Source organism: Asticcacaulis solisilvae, assembly GCF_017875235.1.
Lineage (GTDB): Bacteria > Pseudomonadota > Alphaproteobacteria > Caulobacterales > Caulobacteraceae > Asticcacaulis > Asticcacaulis solisilvae_A.
This window is the reverse complement of record NZ_JAGGMI010000012.1, coordinates 1-22,014: the sequence shown is the minus strand read 5'-3', so window position 1 is coordinate 22,014 and position 22,014 is coordinate 1. Positions and strand designations below refer to the sequence as shown.

Here is a 22,014-nt window from a genome sequence, read left to right as displayed (position 1 = left end):
ATGGGAGGGTTGACTTTGGGAGAGGCGGCTGCACATTCGCGTCATGGACGTGAAAGAGCTTAAACAGCCAACAGGCGTCCGCCTCCCATATAAAAAAGCCTTCTAAGGACTCAAATGCCAGCCACCCTCAACGCCTATCTGAGCGATCGCTCCGCTCTGCCTGCCAGCCTGAAAACCCTGATCGGCCTGCTGGCCGACACCTGCGCCGTGATCGGCCGCACGGTCAACCTGAGCGCCGTCAACGACCTGCAGGGCGCGCTGGGTCAGGAAAATGTCCAGGGCGAGGAGCAGAAGCAGCTCGATGTCATCGCCAACGACATCATGATGGAAGAGGCGCGGTGGCAGGGAACCGTGCGCGGCCTGGCATCCGAAGAAATGGAAACCTTTGTCGGCTTTGACAAGGGCGAATATCTGCTGATCTTCGATCCGATCGACGGCTCCAGCAATGTCGACGTCAACGGCGTCGTCGGCACCATCTTTTCGGTGCTCAAGGCACCGCAAGGGGCTTTGTCCGAAAGCGATTTCCTGAAACCCGGCCGCGAACAGGTTTGCGCCGGCTATGCCGTTTATGGGCCGCAAACGATCCTGGTTCTGACGGTCGGCGATGGCGTTTCGGCCTTTACGCCCGATGAAAGCGGCCAGTGGATCCAGACCAAGGCCGCGATGACGATCCCGGCGCAGACGCGCGAATTCGCCATCAACATGTCGAACCATCGTCACTGGCACGTCGGCATCCGCCGCTATATCGACGAATGCGTTGCCGGCAAGGACGGCGCGCGCGGCGTCGATTTCAACATGCGCTGGCTGGCCTCGATGGTCGGCGATGTCCATCGCATTTTGACGCGCGGCGGCATCTTCATGTATCCGGGTGACGTTAAGCGTCCAAATGGCAAACTGCGCCTGATGTATGAGGCAAATCCGATTGCGCTGCTGATCGAGCAGGCAGGCGGCCAGGCGACCGATGGCACGAACCGCATTCTCGACCTCCAGCCGACCGGCCTGCATCAGCGCACCGGCGTGGTATTGGGTTCGGCTGAAGAGGTCGCGCGGGTCGCGGAGTACGCCGGCTAGAGCGATATGCCAAAAAGTGTGCAGCGGTTTTTGGCCAAATCGCGATAAAGCAATAACCTAGAGCATGATGGCGGTTCAACCTAAACGCATCATGCTCTAGTTCGCTGGCCCCAGGATATCGGCTTCGACGATACTGAGGACGTGCCCGGTCTTGACCTTTTCGGCGCCGGTCGAGGCGCCCTGTCGATCCGTGGTGACTTCGATGATGTTCCCGAAGCCATCGCGGTCTTCGGTCGGAGCCGTCAGGGCGATCTTCAGCCTGCGCCCGCTCTGAACCGGGAAGTCGAGATCGACATAGCCGAGCGACTTTTCCGGCGTGCCCTGATAGACGACCTTGTCGTCGAGCGTGATCTTCAGCGGATAGGTGCGTACCCGCCAGCCGGTCATCCGCAACGATACGCCCGAGATTTCCTGAGCCGTGCCAAGGTCGTACTCGATCCATGCCGTGCCGGCTGTTCCGTCGGAGTTCCAGGTCGATCGTTCGTCGTCGTCGTGAGACTTTACCGCATCCGCCGGGTTGGAGCCGGCGGTGATTGTCGCGACCGTCACGCCGCGTCGCGCGGCTGAGAAGGAAGGTGTCAGGGGCGTCGGGCCGCGCTTCAGATTGACGGGTTGCGTATCTTCGGCGAACACCGGGCTCAAGCCGTCCTTGACTGCGATGGCCTTGGTCGCCGTCGTGATGGAAGCCGGCGTCAAGCCATCAGCGGACGCTTGCAAGGTGACCTTTCCGGCTTTGGTGGTCGAGCGGATCAGTACCCGGTTGATGCCGCCTTCGACCGGCAGGCGGGTGGAGAGAACGTAGTTGGTCGACTTTTTCTTGTCGGCCACGCCTTCGTCCTGGGCGATGCCTCCCTTCCAGACAGCGGCGCCGTCCAGCTTGAAGTTGATGGCGTTGAAGGCTATCGGCACGCGGTCGCCGTCCTTGTCCACGACCTCGACATCGACCAGCATCAGGTCGGCGCCATCGGCGACAAAGCCGCGCGGCCCGGTAATCGGCGTCAGCTTTACGGCGGCCGGCGGACCCGCCGTCTTGCGGGTGTCCTCGGAAGTCTTGCCGTCCGCGTAGGTGGCCACTGCCTTCAGTTCGCCGGGTACAAAGGCGATATTCTTGAAAGTGAACAGGAAACCGTCCGACTTCTCGCCCTTGCCCAGGGATCGTCCGTTGACGAACAGTTCAACGCTGTCGCCATTGGACGCCACGAAGATGTTCTTGGTCACGCCGGCAGCATAGGTCCAGTGGCCAATGATATGGGTATGATAGCCTTCGGAATTGACCCAGCCGTCCCACATCACCTTGTGGACCCACAGGCTGTCCTTCGGCAGCCGCACGGCATCGACTTCTCCAGAGCGGCGGTAGTTGTTGTCACCGCGGAAATGCGAATTGCTATCGGTAAAGCCGATATTGACGCCGCCGGCGCTAACGCGCTCACCGGTCCCCGGGCGATAACGGTAGAAGTCCCACCAACGCTTGACGTTCTCGGTGGCGATCGTCTCGACATTGCGGTTATAGGCCGGACTGTCCTTGTGCAGCGGCGGCGTGAAGTCGTCCTGGTAGGCGCGGGCGGCTTCGTCGCGCGAATACTCCATGGCCCACAAAGGCTTGGACTTGCTCTTGTTGATATAGAGCATCTCGCCGCCATATTCGGCGATTTTGGAATCGAGCATTTCGCGAGATCCGACGGCGCGGCCGCCGTTTGGATCATACTGGTCGCGCACGGCCTTGATCCTGGCCATGTGGTCTTCGGTAATGCCCTTGTTGCCGCCTTCGTAAAACAGAATCGACGGATTGTTGCGGTTATAGATGATGGCATCGCGCATCAGTTCGACGCGCAGGTCAAAGCGCCGGTCCTGGGGATCGCCTTCGCTGTCGCCCGCCGGCATGGCCTGGATCAGGCCCAGACGATCGGCGGACTCGATCTCCTGCTTGCCGGGCGTGACGTGCATCCAACGCACCAGATTGCCATTGCCCTCCAGCATGAGGGTGTTGCCGAAGTCCGATACCCACGGCGGCACCGAGATGCCGACCGCCGGCCATTCATTGGTTGAGCGCTGGGCATAGCCCTTCATCAGCAGGGTGCGGCCGTTGAGTTTGACCATGCCGTCCTTGAATTCTGTGGCGCGGAAACCGGTGCGGGTATCGACGGCATCGATAACCTTGCCGTTTTCGGTCAGCGTCGTTGTGACCGTATAGAGATAGCCGTAGCCCCAGCTCCAGAAGTTGAGGCCGCCAACCCGTTGCGAGGCTTTGAGCATCGCCGTCTGGCCAGCCTTAAGCGTCTGGGCGCCGCCATCAAAGGCCGCCACGCGCTTGCCGTCGAGATCGCGGATTTCGACGCCGTAGGTGAGGGTACGGTCGGCCGCCGTATCGTTGCGCACCTCGGATTCGGCGGTGATGGTTGCTGACTTGCCCGCGATATCGTAATCCGAACCATAGACATAGACGCCTGTGCTGTTCAGTGATGACCATAGCGGCAAGGTCTGATAGACGCCACCGGTCAGGTGCAGTGTGACCGGTTTATTGATACCGCCGTAATTGGCGTAGAAGTTCTTGTCCGCCCACTGATAGCGTGTGCCTGTGCTGCGTTCGCGCGCCGCCCAGTCATTGTCGACCCGCACGGCGATGACATTGTCGCCCGGCAGCAGGGCTTTCGAGATATCGAAGCCAAAGGCCATGACGCCGTTTTCGTTGAAGCCGATCTTTTCGCCGTTGACCCAGACATCGGCGACGTGGCGCACGCCTTCGAATTCGACCAGGACGTGCTTGGGTTTGGCCCCGGCCGGAAGCTTGAAGTGCTTGCGGTACCAGGTGATACCAGTCGACAGCTCATGGATGTCCTTGGCGAACGCTTCTTCTTCATTGAAGGCGTTCGGCAAGGTGACGCTTTTCCAGGCCTTGTCGTCATAGACCGCGTTGGCGGCTGAGGCGTCATCGCCCGTCTTCATCTTCCAACCCTGATCGAAACTGAAGCTTTGCCGGGGCGATGTCACCGCCGTTGATGCGCGATGTGCCAGAGCCGGTGAGGCCAGCACAAGGGCTGTCGTGGAAAGCAGAAGAGCCGTTCTGAAAGCGCGCATAACATCCTCAAGTGGCCTGACCATTTAGGCCACCTGTAACTTAAGGTGCGCAAGTGATCAAGTTTGATCGGACCAATTATGCATCTTTGTGCGCGAAAGTGACCAAATTGGTCTATTCGGTCTCTATGCCGTCCCAGTTGCGGGTGTCGTGGAACTTCCGGCGAAATGCCCGCCATTCCTCAGCCGATTGCTCGAAGATATGCAGGTCATGACGGACACCGTCCTTGAGGGTGTGGTCCTTCAGGACGCCGACGTGGCGATAACCGTTGAACTGCTGCGCCCGGACGGTACGGTCGTTCCATGCGATCACATGGTTGACCAGCTTGTGCAGGCCCATGGTGAAGAAGGCGTGGTTGAGGGTGCCAACGAAGTTGTAGGCCGACAATTCGCGCGGCACATCCATCGCGCCGACATAGACCCCGATTTCGCCGATCTGCGAAGCCTTATCCGTCACGGTCACCGACGCATAACCGACATCGCGGCCCTCGATGCGGATGATGGCGTGCTGATAGTCGTCGCGCTGGTTCGTGCGCTCGATCCAGGCTTTCTGCCGTTCGATATCGTAGGGCACGTCGGTCAGCATATACCGCGTAATATGCGGCGCCGTACGCCAGTCGAGCAGCAACTTGGCATCATCGGCCGTCGGACGGCGGTAGGAAAGAAATTTAAGCACCGAACATGGCCTCCACGATACGTTGCGCGCCCTTACCGTCGACAATCGCATGGCCGCGAGCGGCGATGGCCTTCAGCCCGTCCGCATCGTCGAGCAGGGCGGCAACATGGGCCTCCAGGTCGTCGGGCAGCCCCTTGCGGACATCGATGACCGGGAAGGGGCAGGCCTGAAGGGCGGCCGCCTGATTGTCGTAGACGACCAGAACCAGCGCCGGCAGCGCCATGGCAGCGACCTCGCCGACACTGCCGCCGGCCGCTGTCACGACCAGGGTCGCGCCGGCCAGGACCTCGGCCACGCTGGCCGGGTCGACTAAACCTTCGATATTCGGCAGGAAACGCGCCGTTTCCTGCAGCAGGCCGATATGGGCATTGGCTGGTCCGGCTATCACGCGGACTTTCATGTCCGGAAAGGCATAGTGCAGCCGTTCCGCGACCACGACGGTCAATCCACCCGGATCGCTGCCACCGAACATGACAGCGATAAAGGGACCGTCAGTTACCGGCTTATGCGGTATCAGGAATTCCCGGCGAATCATGGCGTAGTCGGCGCCCAGCAACAGGCCGGCGTGGGTTTTGTTCCCGTAGCCCATGTCAAAGGCGGCCTCAGCGGCATTGATCAGCAGGTCGCAGTCGTAGGCGTCAAAGGCATTGAGGTCGTCGACCACGGCAAGCCGCGCGAGCGCGTGCAACTGGCTGTGGTAAGCCTGCGTTGCCTTGTAGCTGTCAATTATCAGCCAGTCCTGGGAAGCTATTCCGCAGGCGGCAATGGCATCGGCATCCTGCCCCAAGGGCGTCCGGATCACCTGTACCACGGCGCCAATGGTGGCGGCGCGGTGACTGATCGCCGGAACCTCCTCGCTTACCAGGAAGGTAACGGCAATATCGCGGCCACGGGCGTCTTCGGCCACCGCGAAACAGCGCATGAAATGGCCCATGCCGATCTGCGCGGACGCTTCGGTACGGATGAACAGCCGGGCCATGGCTCAGGCCACGCGAACGATGTCGTGGACAGCCGGCGCTTGCGTGCGCCACACGGCCGTCGACCACGACCAGCCGACCCCGAAGCCGCACATCAGGAAGGTCTGTTCGCCGCGGACGGGGCGATTGGTCAGGTGATCGCAGACCGCCAGCGGGATCGAGGTCGACGACGTGTTGCCGAAGTCGCGGACGGCATAGACCATCTGATCGTCGCTGGCTTTGATCTTGTGACCCAGCGTCTTGAGCATCATGGCATTGGCCTGATGCAGGATAACGTGGTCGACGGCCTCTATGGCGATGCCGGCGGTCGTCAGGGCGCGTTCGACCGACGGCGCCACCTGCTTCAGCGAAAAGGCCATGACCTGGGTGCCGTCCATGAACAGCTCCGGCTTGCCCGGTTCCGCCAGGCCGCCGGTCTTTGAGATCAGATAGGGCGCGCCCGATCCGTCAGAACCCAGATCAAAGGCAATCGATCCGTGTTCGGACAGCTCAAGCGCGGTGACCGCGACGGCGTCGCCGAACAGCGGCATCAGCGCGCGATTGGTCTCGGAGATCATTCGCGTCGTAATGTCGCCGCTGACCAGAAGGGCACGGTCAATGCCCGCGCCCTGCATCATCGCCGCCGCCACCGACAGGCCGTAGACGTAGCCGGAACAGCCCAGCGCGAGGTCGAAGGCGGCAACATGCGTGCCCAGGCCCAGCCTGTGCTGCATGACGCAGGCGGTGGAGGGCAGGGGATAGTCCGGGGTCTGAGTAACGACGATCACAAGGCCGATGGATGCGCGGTCCCATTCGAGCTTCGCCAGCAGATGTTCAGCGGCGATGCAGCCCAGATCGGACACGGTGTGCGCGTCCGCCACCGGACGGCGCTCGATGCCCGTGGCCTTTACGATCTTGGCCATGACCTCTTCGCCAAAGCTTAAGGCAAGATCGGCGTTTTCGCTCACCCGTTCGGGCAGGGCGGTCACGATCCCTTTCAGCGCGGGCGCTTTGGCGACAAAGCTGGTCAACTGGTCAGCCCTCCGTCGACCGTAAGGACCTGGCCGGTGATGAAGGCCGCATCCTCCGACAGCAGGAACCTGACGAGGTGCACGACATCCGACAGGTCACACAGACGCCCGAGCGGCGTGCGCCGGACGATCTGGTCAAGCTGCTTGTCATCCAATCCTTCGGACAGGGCGGTTTTCATGTAGCCGGGCGCCACCGAGTTGACGGTGATGCCCAGACGCCCGACCTCGCGCGACAAGGCGCGGGTAAAGCCGTCCATGCCGGCCTTCGACGCTGCATAGGCGGTCAGGCCGGTATAGCCGCGCGACCCGGTGATGGACGAAATATTGATGACCCGTCCGGCTTTGCGCGTCTTCATCATCTGGCGCAGGCCGGAGCGCGCCAGGCAGATGGCGCCGGTCAAATTGACCTGAAGCACCTTTTCGATATCGGTCACAGGCAAGGTGGACAGAATGCCTTCAACCGACATGCCGGCATTGTTGACCACTCCCCACAGGCGCTGCCCGTCGAAGTGCCTGGCGGCGTCGATGACAAAGGCATCGATCGCCGTCGTGTCGCCCATATCGACGCCAGCCCACAGGAACCTGCCGTCGTGGACCTCGACCAGGGCTTTCAGTTCGTCATTGAAGCTGGTGCTGCATCCGGCAACGCCATAGCCGCGCGCCAAAAGGTCACGCGCCAGCGCCAGGCCCAGCCCTCGGCTGACCCCGCTCAGCAACAGCCATTTCGATGTCCCCTCGGTCATACGGCTCTCAACTTCTTGCCTGTTGCCCCAATGTCCAGCGTGTCGACGAACCGCAGCGATGCCGGACGCGCGGCGCGTGGCAATTCCGCCAGGTGTGCCTTGATCTTCGGTTCCACTTCACCGGAAAAAGGTTTCAAAACAATGTCCGCCGTCAGCACGTGGCCGGTAATGGGGTTGGGCTTCGGCGTCACTCGCACGTCCTGGACGAAGGGCAGGGCCAGGAGGTGGGCTTCGACCGTTTCCGGGAAGACCTTGACGCCGCCGACATTGACCATGGCGTCCATACGTCCCTTGAACAGGACACGGTCACCGGACAGTTCGACGACATCGCCCGTGTCCCAGACCTGGTTTTGCGCCATGCCGCTAGCCTTCGGGTTTTCGACGCGCAAGGTATCGTCGGCCGACAGGGTAAGCTTCAGACCATTCAGCGGCTGGTAGAGCCAGTCGCGCGGAAAGCCCGCGCGGCCGTCGGAGACGCTGAACACGGTTCCGACCTCGGTCGTCGCATAGATATGTCGCAGAGCGGCCTGAGGGAAACGGTGTTTCAAGCTGTCCAGCAGCGGCTGATCGACCGCCTCGCCGCCGAGCGTAATGCTGCGCAAGGACAGGGGCGCGTCCCCCAGAGCCATCAGGAAGGCGCGCCAGAAGGTCGGCGTGCCCGACACGTGCGTCACGCCGGTGCTGGCGGCGATCCGCGCCATTTCCGAAACCGGAGCGCCCGGCGCCGGCGCGACCAGGACATGCCCGCCCATCATCGCCGACAGTATGACCTGGACGCCGGCGAAGGCGCCGGGATTGTAGGTCAGGAGCCAGCGCGCGCGCTCACCCTTACCCGCGGCGATCCGCGCCGCCAGATGGGCGACGCTATAGCCCGCCCATTTGGGCTTGCCCGTCGTGCCAGAGGTCTGCAACCACACCCTGCCGTCCCCCGCGCTGGCATCGGGTGGCGAAGCGGCGTCGCGCAGCAACCACGCGTCTTCGCCCGCCTCGGCGGCCAGCAGCGCGCCTATGACGCCGCGCGTGCCGGCCTTGGCGACGTCAACGACACCGCCCTTGGGCGTCAGTGCGCTGGCGCCAAGCGTGCGCGAACCGATCAGTTCAAAGCGGGGATTGAGGATTGCCGGCATCTCTAATCGCCGAACAAAGCGGCCAATTCTCCTGCCGTGTGGAACAGCACGAAGCCGCCCGCAAAGGGCGTTAGGCCGGTCTTTTCTTCCAGCGTTACGACCAGGGTAGCCAGGTCCAGGCTGTCGATATCGAACGGCCCGTTGAGCAGCGGCGTATCGGCAGTGATCTCGCCGGTGGCCGCCCCCTTGTCGCCAAGCATCTGCGTCAGTTCGGTCTGGATGAGGGCAAGTGCGGTCATATGGACCCCTGAGGAAGAAAAGCTTTCAAAGCGGAAACGACGGCGCCGGAGGCTTCCATGTGCGGCAGATGGCCTACGCCATCGAGAACATGGAGCGCGCTGCGCGGCGGCAAGCGATCGGCGGCCGGCATGGGGATTAGCCGGTCGCTGCCGCCCCACAGGATCATGACCGGCACCCGGATCCTGGACCAGTCGAACCCTTCTGGCGACAGGGCCAGGCCATAGGTCTTCGCCTGCCCCAGCAGGCTGTGCAGGGCATGGCGCCGGTCATCAGCGCGCGCCGCTTCGGTCAGTGAGCGTACCAACCCTGGGATAAGATTAGCGCTTTGCGGCCCGAGCAGGTGCTCCGCCAGGGCTTCAGCGCGGTTCGTATCGTGCAGGAAGGCATCCAGCCGGTCGTGGTGGAAATCGCCACCCAAACCCGCCGGCGAAATCAGCCCCAGTGAGCAAACGCGTTCGGGATGCGAGAGCGCGAATCCAAGCGCGATCTTGGCGCCCATGGAATGGCCAACCATGTGGGCGTCGCGGATATCCAGCGCATCGAAGGCTTCATCCAGCCAAGCGGTCATGAAGGCAAGCGTCGCTTCGCCGACATCGGCAGTCGTACGGCCATGGCCGGGCAGGTCGATGGCGACGATCCGGTATTGCGCCGCCAGCGGCACAAGACAAAGCTGCCAGGTGAGAAGATCGGCGCCGAAGCCGTGCAGGAAGACCACGCATGGACCATCGGCGCGGCCCATTTCGAGATAACTCAGCGGGCCATGGCTGTGGGTTTCGCACAGTGACAGGGCGATCTTGCGCGACGGTTTGGCAGCGGCTGCGGTCATGCCAGGAAGCCTCCGTCGACATTCAGGATCGAGCCGGTGATCCAGCGCGACGTGTCGGCCAGCAGGAAGGCGATGGCCGCGGCGACATCGTCCGGCTGACCGAGGCCAAGCGGATGCATGTCGACGACACGCTTGAAGTTGTCTTCGGACAGGATGGTGCGGAACTGGTCGGACATCGGCGTATCCACCATGGCCGGCGCCACCGCATTGACGCGCACGCCGTCGCGGACCAGTTCGACGCCCAGCCCCTTGACGGCCGAGACGATGCCGCCCTTGGACGAGGCATAAACGACATTGCCGGGCGCCGTCTTCAACGCTGCCGAAGAAGAAACATAGACGAGCGAGGCATTTGCGCCATGACAGGCCTTGAGGCGGAAGGCCTGGGCCAGCATCAGCGAGGCACCGAGGTTCTGAGTCAGCACATCCATGACGAAGGTCGGGTTGATTGCCTGGATCGGCTTGGTCGCCTGGACGCCGGCGCAATGGGCGATGCCGTTCAGCGGCCCGATCTCGGCACACAGTGCCTTCAACCACGGCACGATGGCGTCCAGTTGCGCCAGGTCGAAGGTACGGCCGACATGGCCGTCGCCTTCAAGCTGTCCAAGCAGGTCGGCCAGCCGTTCTTCGTTGCGGCCGGAGGCGACGATCCGGGCGCCCAGCTTCGACAGATAGATGGCGGTCGCCTTGCCGATACCGCTGGTGGCACCCGTAACGAGGATGGTGCGCCCTTCGAGCGACATTGGATTAAAGGTCACGGCGTCACTCCGTCCATGTAGCGGGCATAGGCCTTCTGGAAATGCGCGATCCTGCCTTCCAGTTCACCCAAAAGCGGCGCGCGTATGCCGGCTTCGCGCGTGCCGGCCTGGGCCACCGCGCAGATGGCGGCGTCTTCGTTGCGGACCTGAGCTGAAAAGGTCTTGAGGCTGTCGATGACCAGGCCGCGCGCCGCCCGGCCGTTGTTTCGGGCCAGCCACGAGGTCGAGTTGATACGTAGGGCTTCAGGCCCGATGGGGTCGAAGGTCTGGAAGGTCAGGAAGCTGCCGGCGGAGAAGGTGACGACGATGTTCGGGAAGATCAGGAAGTTGCCGTATTCAGGATAGACGGTCGACGGCTGGAGCTTGATGCTCTTGCCGACATTGGCCCACCACTTCAGCGAGCGCTCCTTCAGCTTGCCGACATAGCGGCTATGGTCGGCGTCCGTCGAAATCTGAAGGTCGATGCTGAGGATCAGACCGAAGCTGTCGGCATGGACCAGCGGCACATGATAGCCTTCGGCGGCATTGTCCATGCCGAGCTTCCAGTTGGCGGCCCAGTCATAGGACTCGCTTTCGAACCGGTCGGGGCAGACCTCGGATATGTGCTGCAGATCGTCGTAGAAGGAACCCAGGAAGGTCCTGAGATCGGGGCCGTCATTCGTCATCCGCACAAAGACGAAATGGCCGACCGTTTCCAGGGCGTAGGATTGCAAGGCGAGGGCGGATTTGTCCGCCTCGTTCAGCCCGAAGCTCTGTTTATTGAGCGGCACGCCGATGGGCCGGCCGCCCTCGTCGTAGGTCCAGCCGTGATAAGGGCATTGCAGGACGCGATTGCCGGATTTCGCGCACTGTATCTTCGAAAAGCGATGCGAGCACACGTTGCGGAAGGCGCGCAGTTCCCCGCCGAAATTCTGCACGACGATGCTGTGCGGGCCGATCTGCGCCGTCACGAAGTCGCGGTCGTTCGCCAGGTCCTCGGCGAAACCGACGCACAGCCACGACGGCTTGAAGACGTGCGCGATCTCCGCCGCCAGCACGTCCGGGCGCCAGTAGTAGTCCGCCGGGATCTGGCCCAGCCGGGACTGATAGGTCGTGACGGAAGCCGCGTCATCCATGTCAGGCCAGTTCCACCACTTGCGGCGCGTTCATAGGCCCCATCTTCAGCTTCATGGCGCTCCACGACCAGCCGACGCCAAAACCCATCAACACGATGTCACGCGGCCGGTCGAACGCGCCCGCCAGCTTGTCGGCGATCGTCAGCGGAATCGAGGCCGACGACGTGTTGCCGTAGGTTTCCATGGCGACCGGCACCTTGTCTTCCGGCAGGCCCGACTTCTTGCGCAGGTGATTGAGCATGAAGACATTGGCCTGGTGGAACAGGACGTAGTCGATGTCGTCGATGGTCGCGCCCGAGGTTTCGAAGATCGACTTGACGAGCACCGGCACGTTCTTGAGCGTGAAATTGAAGACTTCGGTGCCGTTGAGGTGCAGGCGCGACTTGCGGAACAGTTCCGCGGCCTTTTCCGGCGCATGCGGTTCGTCGGGGGGCAGGAGGGGCAGCCTGAGCGCGCCGGCCTCGACCATGATGTGCGCCGCGCCCGAACCGTCCGTGCCGAAGACGCCGAACATGTCGGCGGCGGCCGGATCAAGTTCCAGCGCCGTGGCCGAACCGGCATCGCCGAACAAGGGCACGGTGGCGCGATCGTCCTTGAGCAGCTTGGACGTCGATACGTCGCCGGCCAGCACCAAGGCGCGGGCCGGGCGGCCGGTGACTTTCAGGGTTTGCATCAGGCTGGCCGCCGTCCACAGACCGTAGGCGTAGCCCGAACAACCGAGATTGATGTCGAACGCCAGACACGATCCCAGGCCAAGACGCGATTGCAGGGCACAGGCGGTTGCGGGAATGACGTAGTCGGCGCTCTGCGTCACCATGATCAGCACGTCAATGGTATCGCGTTCCCAGCCCAGTTCCTCGATCAGCCCATCGGCCGCCTTTTGGCACAGGTCCGATGTCATCACGTCCGGCCGCGCGATGCGGCGTGACCGGACGCCGATGGAACCGATCAGACGCTCGCGCTCAACCGCATCGGGAATCAACCCTTCCTCTTCCAGTGTCCGTGAGAGGGCAGGGACACAGGCGCGGATGCCCCGGACGCTTACGCCTTTCAGTACGGCTTCGGTCATGGAAATTCCCGGTTGGAGGCTCGTTATTTTCGGCGATTCCGGCAACGGATGCCAATCACCTCTTCGCGCTCAACCTCGCATCTATGGTTTAAGGGAATGTTGACGGAAATGCGCTTTATTAACCGTAAGCGTTATTCCTATGAAGGACTGAAACCTATGGATAAACCCGCCTTTTTCGCGGCCGTCGCCGAAATCCTCGAAGCCGACCCGTCGGGCCTGACGGGCGAGGAACAGATCAACGATGTCGGCAACTGGGACAGCCTGTCGGTGATTTCCTTCGTTGCCATGGTCGATTCGGACCTCGGCCAGATCGTCGACGGCGAGAAGCTGAAGGACGCCAAGACGCTCAACGACCTGGCCGCGCTGGTAGGCCTTTAGAGCGAAATGCCAAAAAGTGTGCAGCGGTTTTTGGCTATATCGCGAAAAAACAAAAGCCTAGGGCATGATGACGGTTCGGATTAAACGCATCATGCTCTAAGTCTGGCCGCCTTCGCGAAGCGCCTGATCCGCACTTGTCCCCATACATGAACAGGCTGGTCTTCTCGTGAAAAAGCTTTGCGTTATCCCGGCGCGCGGCGGCTCAAAACGCATTCCGCGCAAGAACATCAAGTCTTTCCACGGCCAGCCGATGATCAGCTATTCGATCCGGGCCGCGCGCGAATGCGGATTGTTCGACACGATCATTGTGTCGACGGACGACGAAGAAATCGCCGAGGTCGCGCGCGCCCATGGCGCGGCAACGCCGTTTGTCCGGCCAGCGGACCTGGCCAATGACTACGCCGGCACCGGCGCCGTAGTGGTCCATGCCATCCAATGGTTCCGTGACCAGGGCATGGCCTATGACGCCACCTGCTGTATCTACGCGACCGCTCCCCTGATCGATCCTGAGAAGCTGAAAGAGGGGTGGGCGCGGTTGTCCGAACCCGGCCGTCGCTTTGCCTTTTCCGTGACGTCCTTCCCATTTCCCATCCAGCGCGCGCTGAAACAGACAGCCAACGGCAGCGTCGATATGTTCTGGCCGGAAAATCTCAGCAAACGATCGCAGGACCTTGAGCCGGCTTATCACGATGCGGCCCAGTTCTACTGGGGTTGGTCGGATGCGTGGGTTAACGGCGAAACCGCGTTTTCGCCGATATCGGCGCCAGTCATCCTGCCACGGACCCATGTCGTCGATATCGATACGCCCGAGGATTGGGAAGTGGCCGAAGTCACCTATCGCGTTCTGAAGGGCTTGGCGTAGGCGCTTGCGCCCGGCGATCACGCCTGTGTTTTCTTCGTGGCAACGAAGACCAGGCCATGGCCGAGAAATCCGGTCTTTTCCGCAAACAGGTTGGGCAAGGGATAGGCGATATATTTCTTGACCCAGGTAATGACGGACGCCGTCGTTTTTGCCACGGCAGCCGGCTTGAGATGTTTCAGTATCCAGGCACGCAGGCCGAAGGTAAAAACGACGCCATAGGGTGGCGGAAATCCGATGTAGACCACGTCGAGCCCAGCCTCTTCGAGCGTGCGCCTAAGCGTGGCGCGGGTAAACTGGTTGATGTGTTCGGGCCAGGCCAATGCGATAGAGTGCTTGCCGCGAATATAGCGCGCCAGTCCGTTATAGTTGGGTACTGTCCCGAGCACGGTTCCCGATGTCTCCATGTGTGTACAAACGGCAGCCAGAAATTCGCGGGGGTACTTTATGTGCTCCAGGACCTCGAAAACCGTGAACAGGGCCAGTTCGCCTGGCATCTCATCAAGACTTAGATCGACAATTTCGGCTTCGAACAAACGGCGTCCGACAGACTGCGCGTGAGGATTCGTTTCAATACCCAGGCTGGTGAAGCCCAGAGACATCTGAGCAGCCACACCGATGCCCGCGCCCGCGCCAAAATCAACAGCCTTGCCAGTCGCACCCCTTTTCCCCGCACGGTCCAAGAGGCCTTCGATCAACTTTGCCCGATCGGCGACAGCCCGTACATAGGCGGATTCATCCGCCTCCGAATTATAAAGCCCACGTTCTTTGTAATGCCGTTCAAGAAAAGAGTCCGAAGGATAGGGATGCATGGCTATAAAACCGCAATCCCTGCACCGTGCCGTATGGAACTCCGGGTTCGTCAGGGCATACTGAAACGCAAGCTGCCTGCGCTGGCACGAGGGACAAGCATTGTCGTCCTTTTGCATAGAGTCTCCTTACACAGGCTGGCCGCGGAAGCCGCCCCATCGGTAATGCCGAAGTCGACCTTCAGGTCGCGTAGATAACCGTGTCATAGGCCAGCGGCGAATAGTGCCGCAGGGAAAAGCTATAGTCGTCGCGAATCGCACCTATGGCCTCGAACAAAGTCACCAGGTCATCGTGCTTGTGATAGGCGCAAATGGCCAGTTTCGGCTTATGGCGGCGGATGGTGGCCGCGGCCCCCGCCAGCGCATTTACCTCCGCGCCTTCGACGTCGAGCTTTATCACGGTCGGCGCGCCGACATCGATATCGTCCAAAGCCACAAGATCGACCTTCACCTCGCCAGCGTCGCTGATACGGCCACCGTTGTCGGTCCGGTGTTGCAGCCTCAAGGTATCCGGTCCGTTCCATAGCCCCACGCTGTGCAGAGTGACACGCTCCATTTGGGCTGTTTTTGCGGCGAAGGCGGCGGCAACGGCCGGATCGAGTTCGAAAGCGTGAATGTGACCGTAGCGGTTCTGCGTCTTGGCGGCGAAATCCCTGGCGGTATCACCGTCATAGGCGCCGCCATCGACGAGCACTTCCAAATCGTGAAGGGGCATTACGTCCGGCTCGAAATAGATTGCCTTTTCGGGCTTACGAATGCCATCCAGCACCTCGGGCGCCCAGGTCAGACGATACAGCAGCACAGCGTCAAGTGTTTTCAGGCTCAGGGAATCACGCAGATGGCGCCGCGCCGTATCGTACGCTGCCTGGACCGAGTTCAGATCTTGGAACGCACCGATGAAATCAAGGCTCGGGCCAGCTTCGGCGACACCCGGCCACAAGGCCAGCACCTCAAAGTAAAACAGCAGCGGCACGCCCGCCGGCCAATTGGCGCGAAAATGGTCAAGCGCGCGTTCCGAACCGCAGCACAGGATACCGATCGCCTCCGGGTTAGCCCGCAGCACGTCAGGCAGTTGCCCGTCGCCGATCACCGGTACGCCGAAGCTTTCCGTTCCGGCCTTAGCGTTATCGAGCAGTGCGATGACATTGCAGCTTTTCAGGCAGCCTTCGACGAACGGCGCGGCCAGCACCGAACCCGCACCGACGAGAACAAGGGGGCGGCGCGGCAGGTCGAGCGCACGTTTGCGTTCGCGCCATGCATCCAGCGCGGCGGTAAAGGCGGAAGCGCCAAAGTCGATCTGGCCGGGCTCGAACAAGCCCAAACGTTCCATGAGGTCCATGCGCGACTCCTTTGTGGGGACGCTATGCCATTATCCTTAACAGCACCTTTAGCCAGAAATGCCCCGGTAAAACCTCATCGGTTCGTTCAGTAGCAAGCGGTCGCGAGACCTGGAACCCGCATACCACGACGGGGCGCAGTTCTTCTGGGGAGGTCGGCGAAGTGACTTATTGCGTGCTGAAGGGCTGACCTAACGCACCGATAACCAGCCGCGAGCCACCATCAATTTGTCTTCTCGCCCGTTTCAACTTTGTTGCGTCAAGTTATCAATGAAGACAACGATTTGAAGGTGCCCGCCAGGCCGTGATTGGAAAGGGCAAGGCCGGCGTTTAAGCGGAGCACACGTCTTATCGGTGCAACCTTAGCGGTTTAGCCCAAAGCGGTTGCGTCACAATGCTCCCGCCCGAGGTGAATGGAAACGTAAGGCTCGGCAAAATAAACAGCTTTAATTTCAGTCATACCCACCAAAAGTATGATTTAATTATGACGATGTTCAACCTTTCGCATCACGTCGTTATCTTTGTCTTGTTATGAATTTTAACCCTGACGGCGTCTTGCCCTAGAGTCTGATCGATTTATGTGTCTGTTATTAATAAAAATAATTTAATTCACAGTTGCAGATTCGGCCACATTATAGCAGTGTCGCAAATCGGACACATGGCATTAATTTTGTCCTACTATTTGAAATTGACCCTATACATTTAATCATATTGTCTTACAAATCACCCGGCCTGGCGGCCACAGCCGGCGAAAAGACAAATAAGATACTCAGGAAGGTTCATTATGAGACCCACATTGCGACTTTTTGCGTCCGCATCGATCCTTTTGCTTGCCACGCAAGGGGTGGCGATGGCTCAGACCGCGGAAAATTCCGAGCAAAAGACAGAGCAGTCCAAAGATGCGCAGGATGAGGCGGTCGTCGTCAAAGGCTATCGCGCCAGCATGCGGTCCGCGCAGGTCATCAAGCAGCGGTCTGATTCGATCATCGACGCTATCGTTGCCGAAGACATCGGCAAGCTGCCGGACGTAAACGCAGCCGAATCGCTGGCACGCCTGCCGGGCGTGCAGATTTCCCATGGCAGCGATGAGGGCAGCGGCGTTCTGGTGCGGGGCCTGCCGGACGTCGCCACAACAGTGAACGGCCGTGACATTTCGACCGCCGAATTGCGTCGCGTCCAGATGCAGGACTTTCCGTCCGGCGCTTTGGCCGGCATGGAGGTGTACAAGTCCGGCACCGCCGATCTGCTTGAGCCGGGCCTGGCCGGCCTGATCAACGTCCGCACGCGCCGTCCGTTCGACTTCAAGGGTTTCGAAATCGATGGCGCCATCCGCGAGACCTACAACGACCAGAATGACAAGTTCAACACCAACGGCAACCTGCTGATCACCGATCGCTGGTCCACCAGTCACGGTGATTTCGGCGCCCTGGTGAACCTGTCCTACACCGAGCAGGATTTTCGCAACGCCGTGCGCTGGGCGGATGGCTTTATCGGCAGCGCGACGGTCGGTGGCCAGACGATCCGCTTCCCGAACTCGGCCGGGGTGTACATGGATACCGGCCACCGCTGGCGTCCGTCCGCCAACGCGACCCTGCAATGGCGCCCGAACGACAAGGTTGAGCTCTATGCCGATCTGCTGTGGCAGGCCTATCGCGCCGAACATGCCAACGACTGGGCTCAGGCCCCGCTGTGGAACGGCACCAAGAGCAATATCGTCATGCAGGACGGCACCAACCAGGTGCTGAGCATGACCAATACCGGTGGCGACCCGATCCAGTTCTATCGTTCGACCGGCTTCGATCGCACCGACACGCAGCAGATCGCGGTGGGCGGCAGCTATACCAACGGCAGGCTGAAACTGTCGACCGACCTGGCCTATACGAACAGCCTGTATTCGAACTCGGCCTGGAGCCTCGATTCGGCGATCAAGCAATCCTATCCGATCAATGTGAACTTCGTCTCAGACGGCGGCGTGGCATGGTCGGCCCCGGGACTGGATGTATCGGACCCCGCCAACTATATCTGGCGCGGCTATTATGAAAGCATCTACAAGGTCGGCGGCAACGGCATCCAATGGCGCGGCGACGCGGTCTATGACACCGACTGGAGCTTCTTCAAGCAGGTGAAGGCCGGCCTACGTTATTCCGACCGCAACGCCTATGCCAGAAGCAATGATCGCTATGCCTGGGTGCTGCCGCTCGCCATACCGTTCACCTCCATTCCGGTCGGTGACCTCTCCCTGACGCAGGATACCTTCCGCGGCGGCGAGCATGGCTTCCGCAACTATCTGCAGCCTTCGCGCGACGGCATCGTGGATAACCGCCAGGGCCTTCTCACGTCGACCCGGGCCGCCCTGGCGCAACTCGTCGCGCTTAATCCGACCGACCAGGGCTGGAAAAATACGCAAGCCCAGTGGCAAGCCGATCTGATGGGCTATAATCCTTACCGCGGTTTCACGGCGAAGGAAGCCACCTACACCGGCTATGTCCAGGGGCGTTACGAGACCCGCTTCTTCGGTTCTGATGTTGACGGTAATATCGGCGTACGGGTCGTCAATACGGTCGGCGAGTACAGCGGCAACTCCACCGTGACCTGGAATGGCGTCACCGAAGCGGTGCCGCGCACGATCACGCAGAACTACACCGATGTACTGCCCAATATCAGCATGCGCCTGCGTCCGAAGAATGACATGCAGATCCGCCTCGCCGTCACCAAGACACGCACCCGCCCGGACTTCGGCCAGCTCAACCCGGCCCTGAACATCTCTCAGAACGTCCAGACCGGCACGATCGATCCGTCACTTCCGGACGCCTATGGCTCAGCCGGCAATCCGGATCTGAAGCCGCTGACCTCGATCAATTACGACGTCACCTGGGAATATTACCCATCGTCGAATACGTCGGCCAGCATCGCCGTCTTCTATCATGACCTGGACGGCTTCATCAGCAACTACACCCGCCGCGTCGATGACCCGGTCTATGGTGACCTTCAGGTTTCGCGTCCCGAAAACGCCGGTACTGGCGCCATCAAGGGTATTGAAGTCGCCGGCCAGACCTTCCTCGACTTCCTGCCAGGCGCCTGGAGCGGCTTTGGCATCCAGGCCAATGTCACCTATCTTGACGCCTATAACCAGTTGCCGGCGGCCATCGATGCCGAAGGGGCGATGGTCAAGATTCCGGGCGTCTCCAACTGGAGCTATAACCTGGCCATCTTCTACGAGAAGGACAAGATCTCCACGCGCCTGTCGTACAATGGCCGTTCGCGCTGGATCAACGGTTACGACAACCGGAATGCGGGCGTCGAGGGCGAGGGTACGGAGGCGGTCAACCGGCTGGACTACTCGTTCAACTACTCACCGAACGATACCTATACGATCAACTTCGATATCTCGAACATCCTGGCCGAGCCGTTCCATAACTACCATGTCTATGAGGCTGGCAGGAAGTTTGTCCGCGATATCCGCGACGAGGGGCGGTATTTCGGTCTCTCTGTTCGATTTAAGTATCACTAAGTTTCACGGAGTGGGGGCTCTCAGAGCCCCCATTTTACTTACAGCCCTGCCTCGACGCTAATGTCCGGCCGGAGTGATATTTGAGCATGATTATTAATCGTACTAATTTTTTGCCTTGTGACGTTTTTTCTTGTCCTTTCGCGCGATATGGCGTTAGTTAAGCGTAAATAATATGATTTGTTTGCCTCGGGCGTGCAGTTGGTCGGACTTGGATGAGGCACAATATCGACGCTAGCGTTGCGGGACAGAGCTGGTGAAACCATTGTTCGTCCGCCCGGTAGGTGCCGGCATTCTTGTCAGGCAGGCCGCTTTTTACGCCATCCTATGCGCGGGCACGGGCGCGAGCCTGCCGTTCCTGCCGTCCTGGCTTGGGCACTACGGAATGTCTCCAACGGAGATCGGCTGGATACTGGCCATTCCGCTCCTATGCCGCGCCGTGACCGGGCCGCTTTCCGGATTGTGGGCGGACCGCTTTATAAGGTACCGAACGCCGCTCCTTGGCCTGGCGCTCGCCGCTGCCGTGGCCTATGGCCTGATGGCGCTTACGCCCCTCACGGACCTTAAATCGTTTTACATTCTGGCCGGCCTGTTTGGGATCGGATTTACGGCTGTGGCGAGCGCTACGCCGCTGCTGGACGCCATGACCATGCAACTGGGGCGTAGCGAGCGGTTCAGCTTTTCGTGGGTGCGGGCCGTGGGGTCCGGAGCCTTCATCTTCGCCAGCATCTGCCTTGGCTACATGCTGCGGAATGTCGGTGTGGACATCGTGCTCGGCTGGATGGTCGCCTCCGCCTGCCTGATGGTCGTGGGAGCGAAATTTTTGCTGCCCCCGAACGCGCGGATCGATCCGTCCCTTTTGCCGCGGCGCGATCAGCCAAGCCTGGCGCGTCTGCGCGCGCTTTGGGGCAACGGCGCCTTTGTGCTGCTTATTCTTGCCCTGGGGTGCCTCCAGGCGGCGCACAGCTACTACTACGCCTTCTCAACAATCATCTGGCAAGGCGAGGGGCTCTCCGCCACCTCCTGCGGATATCTGTGGGCGCTCGCCGTCGCGGCGGAACTGGTGTTCCTGAGTTTTGGCGGGCGATTGCGCCGTCGCCTGGGGCCCTGGCGCCTTCTACTGCTGGGGGCGGGGGCCGGCGTCTTGCGGTGGGGGCTGGCCGCGGTCGTCTCCGACTTTTGGCTGCTCTGGCCGCTGCAACTGCTTCACAGCCTGTCCTTTGTCGCCGTCTACCTTGCGGGCCTGGAACTGGTCTACATGCTCGTTCCTCCGGGGCACGAAGGCCTTGGCCAGGCGATAAATTCAGCATATGCAAGCGGCGCAATGACGGGTGTCGGCATGTTATTCTCGGGCATCATTTTCGAGAATTACGGCGTTCGGGGGTATGGATTCATGGCCATGCTTGCTGGTGTTGGGCTGTGCATCGTCGCCTGGCTTTATTTTGCGAAGCAGCCGCTTTTTTCGGCTGGCCGTTCCGGTATTCACGAATCGCGTTCATGAAATTAAGTGAATCCGGGCCTGTTCCGAGCGTCGATTAAAAGTGTGACTACTTATTCGCGGCGAGATATGCTGGCTGGCATTGCGTGCGCATTCATAACATATTCATAATAAATAATATTTTCCAGATTTACGAGACCGAGACGATAATTGCTGTGCGCGCATTTTGATTTTCAGCTTAGAAATTCGTTATTGCGACCATAAATAATATGATTTAATTCACCACAAGCCGACAGGCTGGAATGTTGCGCGCCGACAGGCGTCGCTTGCCGTTGTCTTTTCTTCACCTTGCTTCGCTTCGGGGGAAATATGCGTCTCTATCGCTCGCGCCTTAAATCAATGACGGCATTCGCAGTGTGCGCCGGGCTCGCCATTGCGATCAGCTCCTCGTTCGCGCATGCGCAGTCTTCTGCCCCTGCGGAATGGGAGCAGGCTGATGTTGTTTCGGTCAATCGCGAGCCGATGAAGGCGAGCTTCTTCAATTTTGAAAGCAGGGACCTGGCGCTGAAGGGCGACATGACGGGCTCAAGGCTTTACCGTTCGCTCGACGGCACGTGGGACTTTAAATATTCGAAGGGCGTCGACAACCGCCCCGTTGACTTCTACCGCGACGGTTTCGACACCGCGTCGTGGTCCAAGATCAAGGTGCCCGGCATGATCCAGGCGCAGGGTGACGGCGCCTTTGGCCTGCCGGAGTTCTGGAACATCAAGTATCCGTTCCCGGCCAATGAACCCTTCATCCCGCACGACATGATCGAGATCGGATCGTACAAGCGCGGCTTCGAGGTCCCGGCCAATTGGACCGGTCACGACGTCTTCCTGCATATCGGGGCAGCGGGCGCGGCCTATTACATCTGGGTCAATGGCGAGAAGGTTGGCTATTCCGAGGACTCCAAGCTTTCGTCGGAGTTCAACGTCACGAAGTTCCTCAAACCCGGCCAGAA

Annotated in this window: 19 protein-coding genes; 6 read left to right on the top strand and 13 right to left on the bottom strand. The window is 60.7% G+C overall.

The features are described 5' to 3' along the window. Positions 1–114: 114 nt before the first annotated feature. Positions 115–1,071 carry a class 1 fructose-bisphosphatase gene (locus tag J2X24_RS17675; protein ID WP_209724554.1) on the top strand — a complete coding sequence of 319 codons (957 nt, stop codon included), beginning with the start codon at positions 115–117 and terminating at the stop codon, positions 1,069–1,071. Positions 1,072–1,167: 96 nt separating this feature from the next. Here J2X24_RS17675 and J2X24_RS17670 read toward each other — a convergent pair whose 3' ends face one another. From J2X24_RS17670 to J2X24_RS17620, 11 genes are all read right to left on the bottom strand, one after another. Further along, a complete protein-coding gene (locus J2X24_RS17670; RefSeq protein ID WP_209724552.1) occupies positions 1,168–4,014 on the bottom strand; it encodes a DUF4982 domain-containing protein in 2,847 nt (948 codons plus the stop codon). 244 nt (positions 4,015–4,258) lie between these two features. Beyond that, complete coding sequence (locus J2X24_RS17665; protein ID WP_209724550.1) at positions 4,259–4,819, bottom strand: GNAT family N-acetyltransferase; 561 nt, start codon at positions 4,817–4,819, stop codon at positions 4,259–4,261. Next, positions 4,812–5,798 (bottom strand): UDP-2,4-diacetamido-2,4,6-trideoxy-beta-L-altropyranose hydrolase, encoded by a 987-nt coding sequence (gene pseG, locus J2X24_RS17660; protein ID WP_209724548.1) that lies wholly within the window; start codon positions 5,796–5,798, stop codon positions 4,812–4,814. Before pseG ends, J2X24_RS17665 begins: the two co-directional genes overlap by 8 nt. A 3-nt stretch (positions 5,799–5,801) precedes the next feature. After that, positions 5,802–6,806 (bottom strand): ketoacyl-ACP synthase III, encoded by a 1,005-nt coding sequence (locus J2X24_RS17655; protein ID WP_209724546.1) that lies wholly within the window; start codon positions 6,804–6,806, stop codon positions 5,802–5,804. Continuing rightward, the gene (locus J2X24_RS17650; RefSeq protein WP_209724544.1) at positions 6,803–7,549 is read right to left on the bottom strand and encodes an SDR family NAD(P)-dependent oxidoreductase; all 747 of its coding nucleotides are present in this window, start codon (positions 7,547–7,549) and stop codon (positions 6,803–6,805) included. Before J2X24_RS17650 ends, J2X24_RS17655 begins: the two co-directional genes overlap by 4 nt. Next, the gene (locus J2X24_RS17645; protein ID WP_209724541.1) at positions 7,546–8,676 is read right to left on the bottom strand and encodes an AMP-binding protein; all 1,131 of its coding nucleotides are present in this window, start codon (positions 8,674–8,676) and stop codon (positions 7,546–7,548) included. Before J2X24_RS17645 ends, J2X24_RS17650 begins: the two co-directional genes overlap by 4 nt. A 2-nt stretch (positions 8,677–8,678) precedes the next feature. Next, positions 8,679–8,915, bottom strand: a complete 237-nt coding sequence (locus tag J2X24_RS17640; RefSeq protein ID WP_209724539.1) for a phosphopantetheine-binding protein — start codon at positions 8,913–8,915, stop codon at positions 8,679–8,681. Further along, complete coding sequence (locus J2X24_RS17635) at positions 8,912–9,742, bottom strand: alpha/beta fold hydrolase (protein WP_209724537.1); 831 nt, start codon at positions 9,740–9,742, stop codon at positions 8,912–8,914. The genes J2X24_RS17640 and J2X24_RS17635 overlap by 4 nt, the downstream gene beginning before the upstream one ends. Beyond that, the gene (locus J2X24_RS17630; RefSeq protein ID WP_209724536.1) at positions 9,739–10,497 is read right to left on the bottom strand and encodes an SDR family NAD(P)-dependent oxidoreductase; all 759 of its coding nucleotides are present in this window, start codon (positions 10,495–10,497) and stop codon (positions 9,739–9,741) included. The genes J2X24_RS17635 and J2X24_RS17630 overlap by 4 nt, the downstream gene beginning before the upstream one ends. Next, positions 10,494–11,612, bottom strand: a complete 1,119-nt coding sequence (locus tag J2X24_RS17625; protein ID WP_209724533.1) for an aromatic ring-hydroxylating oxygenase subunit alpha — start codon at positions 11,610–11,612, stop codon at positions 10,494–10,496. Before J2X24_RS17625 ends, J2X24_RS17630 begins: the two co-directional genes overlap by 4 nt. 1 nt (position 11,613) lies before the next feature. After that, positions 11,614–12,681 carry a 3-oxoacyl-ACP synthase III family protein gene (locus J2X24_RS17620; protein ID WP_209724531.1) on the bottom strand — a complete coding sequence of 356 codons (1,068 nt, stop codon included), beginning with the start codon at positions 12,679–12,681 and terminating at the stop codon, positions 11,614–11,616. 156 nt (positions 12,682–12,837) lie between these two features. On the opposite strand from J2X24_RS17620, the gene J2X24_RS17615 reads away from it, so the two are divergent. Continuing rightward, positions 12,838–13,059 (top strand): acyl carrier protein, encoded by a 222-nt coding sequence (locus tag J2X24_RS17615; protein ID WP_209724529.1) that lies wholly within the window; start codon positions 12,838–12,840, stop codon positions 13,057–13,059. 166 nt (positions 13,060–13,225) lie between these two features. Continuing rightward, complete coding sequence (gene pseF / locus J2X24_RS17610) at positions 13,226–13,921, top strand: pseudaminic acid cytidylyltransferase (RefSeq protein ID WP_209724528.1); 696 nt, start codon at positions 13,226–13,228, stop codon at positions 13,919–13,921. A gap of 17 nt (positions 13,922–13,938) precedes the next feature. Here pseF and J2X24_RS17605 read toward each other — a convergent pair whose 3' ends face one another. Both J2X24_RS17605 and J2X24_RS17600 read right to left on the bottom strand, forming a co-directional pair. Continuing rightward, positions 13,939–14,847, bottom strand: coding sequence for a methyltransferase domain-containing protein (locus J2X24_RS17605; RefSeq protein WP_209724526.1), 909 nt, complete (start codon positions 14,845–14,847; stop codon positions 13,939–13,941). A gap of 61 nt (positions 14,848–14,908) precedes the next feature. Continuing rightward, entirely contained in the window at positions 14,909–16,066 is a 1,158-nt protein-coding gene (locus tag J2X24_RS17600) for an FkbM family methyltransferase (RefSeq protein ID WP_209724524.1), read from the bottom strand. Between the two features lie 848 nt (positions 16,067–16,914). Between J2X24_RS17600 and J2X24_RS17595 the strand changes: the two genes are divergently transcribed. The 3 genes from J2X24_RS17595 to J2X24_RS17585 all read left to right on the top strand — a co-directional run. Continuing rightward, the gene (locus J2X24_RS17595) at positions 16,915–19,575 is read left to right on the top strand and encodes a TonB-dependent receptor (RefSeq protein ID WP_245344887.1); all 2,661 of its coding nucleotides are present in this window, start codon (positions 16,915–16,917) and stop codon (positions 19,573–19,575) included. Between the two features lie 253 nt (positions 19,576–19,828). After that, a complete protein-coding gene (locus J2X24_RS17590; protein WP_209724522.1) occupies positions 19,829–21,073 on the top strand; it encodes an MFS transporter in 1,245 nt (414 codons plus the stop codon). 306 nt (positions 21,074–21,379) lie between these two features. Further along, a partial coding sequence (locus tag J2X24_RS17585; protein WP_342591099.1) for a sugar-binding domain-containing protein occupies positions 21,380–22,014 on the top strand: 635 nt, incomplete at its 3' end.

Bases quoted from the DNA above. Each gene is read 5' to 3' on its own strand.
- J2X24_RS17645 (WP_209724541.1), bottom strand. From the start codon at position 8,676: ATGCCGGCAATCCTCAATCCCCGCTTTGAACTGATCGGTTCGCGCACG.
- J2X24_RS17670 (WP_209724552.1), bottom strand. From the start codon at position 4,014: ATGAAGACGGGCGATGACGCCTCAGCCGCCAACGCGGTCTATGACGAC.
- J2X24_RS17620 (WP_209724531.1), bottom strand. From the start codon at position 12,681: ATGACCGAAGCCGTACTGAAAGGCGTAAGCGTCCGGGGCATCCGCGCC.
- J2X24_RS17635 (WP_209724537.1), bottom strand. From the start codon at position 9,742: ATGACCGCAGCCGCTGCCAAACCGTCGCGCAAGATCGCCCTGTCACTG.
- J2X24_RS17650 (WP_209724544.1), bottom strand. From the start codon at position 7,549: ATGACCGAGGGGACATCGAAATGGCTGTTGCTGAGCGGGGTCAGCCGA.
- J2X24_RS17625 (WP_209724533.1), bottom strand. From the start codon at position 11,612: ATGGATGACGCGGCTTCCGTCACGACCTATCAGTCCCGGCTGGGCCAG.
- pseG (WP_209724548.1), bottom strand. From the start codon at position 5,798: ATGGCCCGGCTGTTCATCCGTACCGAAGCGTCCGCGCAGATCGGCATG.
- J2X24_RS17675 (WP_209724554.1), top strand. From the start codon at position 115: ATGCCAGCCACCCTCAACGCCTATCTGAGCGATCGCTCCGCTCTGCCT.
- J2X24_RS17615 (WP_209724529.1), top strand. From the start codon at position 12,838: ATGGATAAACCCGCCTTTTTCGCGGCCGTCGCCGAAATCCTCGAAGCC.
- J2X24_RS17605 (WP_209724526.1), bottom strand. From the start codon at position 14,847: ATGCAAAAGGACGACAATGCTTGTCCCTCGTGCCAGCGCAGGCAGCTT.
- J2X24_RS17640 (WP_209724539.1), bottom strand. From the start codon at position 8,915: ATGACCGCACTTGCCCTCATCCAGACCGAACTGACGCAGATGCTTGGC.
- J2X24_RS17595 (WP_245344887.1), top strand. From the start codon at position 16,915: ATGGCTCAGACCGCGGAAAATTCCGAGCAAAAGACAGAGCAGTCCAAA.
- J2X24_RS17600 (WP_209724524.1), bottom strand. From the start codon at position 16,066: ATGGACCTCATGGAACGTTTGGGCTTGTTCGAGCCCGGCCAGATCGAC.